Source organism: Sporomusa sp., assembly GCF_035561255.1.
Classification (GTDB): Bacteria; Bacillota; Negativicutes; order Sporomusales; family Sporomusaceae; genus Sporomusa.
Window position 1 is genome coordinate 1 of record NZ_DATMXX010000400.1, and the last position, 4,627, is coordinate 4,627.

The 4,627-nt window shown below is 49.5% G+C and carries 6 protein-coding genes; all 6 read left to right on the forward strand.

The genetic code is table 11. The features are described from left to right. Positions 1–60 precede the first annotated feature (60 nt). Positions 61–504: a MarR family winged helix-turn-helix transcriptional regulator gene (locus VN379_RS22720; RefSeq protein ID WP_325538147.1), complete on the forward strand. Its 444-nt coding sequence runs from the start codon at positions 61–63 to the stop codon at positions 502–504. 170 nt (positions 505–674) lie between these two features. Beyond that, the gene (locus tag VN379_RS22725) at positions 675–1,286 is read left to right on the forward strand and encodes a DUF1638 domain-containing protein (protein WP_325538149.1); all 612 of its coding nucleotides are present in this window, start codon (positions 675–677) and stop codon (positions 1,284–1,286) included. After that, the gene (locus VN379_RS22730; RefSeq protein ID WP_325538151.1) at positions 1,283–1,423 is read left to right on the forward strand and encodes a DUF2115 family protein; all 141 of its coding nucleotides are present in this window, start codon (positions 1,283–1,285) and stop codon (positions 1,421–1,423) included. The genes VN379_RS22725 and VN379_RS22730 overlap by 4 nt, the downstream gene beginning before the upstream one ends. Next, positions 1,420–2,130: a DUF1638 domain-containing protein gene (locus VN379_RS22735; protein WP_325538153.1), complete on the forward strand. Its 711-nt coding sequence runs from the start codon at positions 1,420–1,422 to the stop codon at positions 2,128–2,130. Before VN379_RS22730 ends, VN379_RS22735 begins: the two co-directional genes overlap by 4 nt. Continuing rightward, entirely contained in the window at positions 2,114–3,196 is a 1,083-nt protein-coding gene (locus VN379_RS22740) for an NADH:flavin oxidoreductase (protein ID WP_325538155.1), read from the forward strand. Before VN379_RS22735 ends, VN379_RS22740 begins: the two co-directional genes overlap by 17 nt. A 203-nt stretch (positions 3,197–3,399) precedes the next feature. Beyond that, positions 3,400–4,563, forward strand: coding sequence for an MFS transporter (locus tag VN379_RS22745; protein ID WP_325538157.1), 1,164 nt, complete (start codon positions 3,400–3,402; stop codon positions 4,561–4,563). Positions 4,564–4,627: the final 64 nt, after the last annotated feature.

Genomic DNA, 4,627 nt, shown 5'->3' on the forward strand with positions numbered 1-4,627 from the left:
CTAATAAATAGTGTATATGCACATTAAAATCCCATTTGAAAACAAGAAGGGCGACACATAATGAAACCTATTGCTGGTTTTTATCCTAAACCTCCCAGTCCCTGCCTTTGCCTGAATATAAGACGGGCCTCCCGGGCGGTAACTGATTTTTATGAAAAAATGCTGGAACCAAGTGGCATCAAAATCACCCAGTATTCACTTCTTAGGCACCTTGAGGAAACCGAGCCGGTAACTATTAGTAAGCTGGCCGCTCTCATGCGCATTGATCGTACTACTTTGAACCGGAATATGAAACCGCTTAATGAAGCCGGCCTGATTGAGGTTAATTCGGGCCAAGATCCCCGTTCGAAGGAAGTTGCTCTTACCAAGGCAGGCAAGTTGGTGTTGACAAATGCGACAGTATTATGGGATCAAGCACAGGCCTCGCTACAGGAATATTTGGGAGAGTACGACAGCAGGCACTTTAATCATTTGATTGCTAAAATGGAGGCGTTGGTGCCGTAATCTTTTCGTGCTTGCGATTTTTCCTAAGGTTCGGCGCGAGGCGTGTTTTCTTTGAAAATTAGTGCATATACACGCAAAGCTGTATAAAGAGTGCTAACAATGGAAGAACAAATTAGAAAGCTGTCCCATTGGATTGTCTTAGCGGATAAACGACAGGAGGCCACCTTTTCATGAAAATATGTCTTCTGGGCTGCGGTATGTATCAGCCAGAACTGGAAAAGGTTTTAGCTCAGATTAAAGCGGAAAAGCTGTTTGATTGTGAACTAACGGTAACCTATCTGCCGATCAATCTGCATAACGATTTGAAAAAACTGAAAACAGCCGTCCTGGAGGCCTTGGATGCTGAAGACGCAGACCGGATTATCCTGCTCTATGGTTCGAAATGTCATCCTGAGTTTGATTTATTCCTGCAGGATTATCGAATCGTCAGGTTTGACCAGTCCAACTGTGTTGAACTGGTTATGGGCGAAAGCCTGCCGGAGAGCGGGATGGATTCCCGGACTTTTTACCTGACTTCCGGGTGGATGCTTAAATGGCGGGAGCTTTTTGACCCGGGCTGGGGTGTGGATGAGGTTGCCATAAGACAGAGTTTTGCCTGTTATGACCGGATATTGTTTACCGATACCGGTATCGCTGAGATCAGTGATGAACAGCTGCTGGAATTTTTTGAATGTACCAGGGTGCCGATTGAGGTTCAACAGGGAAGATTGGACGAATTTTTAAAAAATATCGTGGCAGCAATTCGGCAGGCTATAGCAGCGGCAGAGGCGAGACCGGCATGACGAATCAGCAGTTGCTCCAATATCTGGCAGACAATGGTCAGGAAAGCTTACAAAGATATTTCTGTCCGGTCAAAAACAAGCAATTACCTGGCGTGCCGCCGTTGTGCCGGTACTGCGTTGCGGAGGGCTACATATGACAATTAAAATAATTGCCTGTGAGGTCATGCGGGAAGAACTTCTTGCTGTAAAGACAGAGCGAGATATCGAAATTGAAGTCGTTCCAATGGGGCTTCATTCGCATCCTAAGAAACTGCATTGTGAGTTGCAAAGGCTGCTTAATGATTCGGTGGGATACGAAAAAATCATTCTGTCATTTGGTCTCTGCGGCGGGGCTGCCAAGGGTTTGCAAGCAGGGGCTAGTCCATTGGTTATACCGCAGGTTCACGATTGCATATCCCTATTTCTAGGGTCGAGAGAACGATATGACTGCCTAAGCAAGGAAGAACCCGGTACTTTCTATTTTACATGTGGCTGGATGACTGCCGGGAAAGATATTTTTTCCGAGCATCAGCGGACTATAGAAAAATATGGCGAGAAAAAGGCGCTGCGCATTCTTTCCAGAATGTACAACGGTTACCGGCGTATTTTATTTATTCATACAGGCTGTCAAGAAGAGGAACGTAGTCTGAGAAAGTCGTATGAGCAAGCTGAATTACTAAACTTACGGCATGAGACAATACCTGGTGATCTTTCATATATTGGCAATTTGGTCAATGGTCCTTGGTGCCGAGACCTATTTATTCACATTGCGCCGTATGAAACAGTTCGGGAAGAACAATTTGGGATTGGTGTCGGGCAAGGATTATCAAAAAAAGGGGCGAAATCAAATGAAATCATTATTTGACCAGACACAATTAGCGGGGATGACGCTAAAAAACAGGTTTATCCGTTCGGCTACGTACGATGGGTTTTCCGATGAAAAGGGGCACATGACGGAAGAGCTGTTTCAGGTTTATGAAAATCTGGCCAAGGGCGGAGTCGGCGCCATTATTACCGGTCTGACCTATGTCAGCGATTCGGAAGAATCATATCAAGCTCAGATGGGTATCTATGATGATTCATTTATTGAAGAATATAAAAAGCTGACCGAGATGAGCCACCGGTATAATGCCAGGATTATTGTCCAGCTAGTTAGTCTTGGTTCTCAAGCCTCTCCCGGTACAGGCGGGAAAGTTATGTGGGGGCCAAGCGCAGTGACAGACCTGGGGATTAAAAACACCCCGCAGGAAATGACTGTGCAGGACATCCTTCTGGCTCAGCAAGCTTTCGCCGAGGCGGCTTTCCGGGCCAAGAAGGCAGGGTTCGACGGTGTTCAGATGCATGTGGCGCATGGCTACCTTTTAAGCAAATTCCTCACGCCTTATTATAACCGTAGAAGCGACGGCTATGGCGGTACTATCGAAAACAGGGCAAGAATGGTTCTTGAAACCTATCAGGCAATCAGGGACAAGGTGGGTCCGGACTATCCGGTTCTTATCAAAATCAACTGTGATGATTTCATGGACCAGGGACTGACCTTTGCCGACTGCAAATATGTGTGCCACAAACTGGCCGAACTCGGCGTGAGTGCGATTGAAATCAGCGGCGGCAGCCCCTCGTCGCGGCGCGGCGAGGGAACGATCCGGAAGGTTACGGCTGAGCAGGAACCGTACTTTACGTCGTATGCCGCGGAAATCGCCCGGGAGATTAAGGCGCCGGTCATAGTAGTGGGCGGCAACCGGCAGGCAGCCCAACTGACGGAAATTATAAACCAGACTGAGATTGAATATATTTCCCTCTGCCGCCCGCTGATCCGTGAAAGTGATCTGATTAACCGCTGGCAGGCTGGCGAAACAAGCTCGGCAAAATGCATTTCGTGTACTAAATGTTTTCGGCTTGATGGAACACGCTGCATTTTTAATCAAAAATAATTTCAACCGCAAGTGCTGGAATCTGCAAAGACGGCATCGGAAATGATTCGGTGCCGTTTTTTCTATAGCTGTTGCAAGGCAGCTTTCCGCAGAGAGCAATTTATGTGAGATGGTCTTGACTGGCAACATAAGGGGGGTTATATCTGCATACCACGCAAGGAACGAAAGCTGCCTGGCGGTTAATGCTGAGTGCGGCAGCTATTATGATGATTACGATGGGAGCCAGGCAGTCAGTGGGGATGTTTGTCACCCCGCTGGATACGGCTACGGGTCTGGGCATTGTCTCAATCAGCTTTGCCCTGGCTATCGGCCAGTTTGTATGGGGCCTGGCCCAGCCCATATTCGGAGCCATTGCCGACAAGCAAGGCTCCTACCATGTACTCATTTTTGGCACATTCCTGCTGGCGGGCGGTATGGCACTGACGCCCCTGGTACAATCGGAATGGGCGCTGGTGGCGACAATGGGTATTATAAGTGCGGCCGGTGCCGGTGCCGGCAGTTTTCCTATCCTGATCGGGGCCACCAGCGGGCGGCTGCCGGCTGAAAAACGGGCATTCGCCGGCGGTTTTATCAATGCCGGCGGCTCGCTGGGCCAGTTTATTTTTCTCCCTTTATTACAAGCCATTATTAGTGGTTTCGGCTGGGTAGCGGCCATGCTTACCATGGCGGTTACCGCTCTGCTGAGTATCCCGCTGGCCGCCGTGCTGTGCGGAAAATCAACAGCACCGCAGGCTGCGGCCAATCAGCCTGCGGGCGGATTAGCTACGCAAGTCCGGCAGGCATTGCGTAATCCCAGTTATTTATGTCTGCACGCTGGTTTTTTCACCTGCGGCTTCCATGTGGCTTTTCTGGTCACCCATTTGCCCGGAGAAGTATCGTTATGCGGCCACACGGCCAGTGTATCAGCCACATCGCTGGCGCTCATCGGTTTGTTTAATATTGCCGGCAGTCTGGCGGCCGGTGCGCTGGGCAACCGGTACCGGATGAAATATATTCTGGCCGTTATGTACGCCAGCCGCGTTGTTATGATTGCCCTGTATCTTTTGGCTCCTAAAACGCCACTTACCTTCTATATCTTTGCCGCCGGACTGGGGTTCACCTGGCTGGCGACGGTGCCACCCACGGCTGGTCTGATAGGCAAGCTGTTCGGCACACGCTATATGGCTACCTTATTAGGCCTGGCAATTCTTACCCATCAGGTCGGCGGTTTTCTGGGGGCCTGGCTGGGGGGAATCGCAGTGGCTCATGACGGCAACTACCAGTGGATGTGGTATGCTGATATGCTGCTGGCCGGTTTTGCGGCCCTGGTGAATTTGCTGATCCGGGAGGCTGAAGTTTCTGCCGAACCGGTAACGGCGCATCGGTGAGCTCTCTTCCCATGTGCTTATATAATCTTCTTGACCGAAAATTTTTTCAATGGTAATATATACC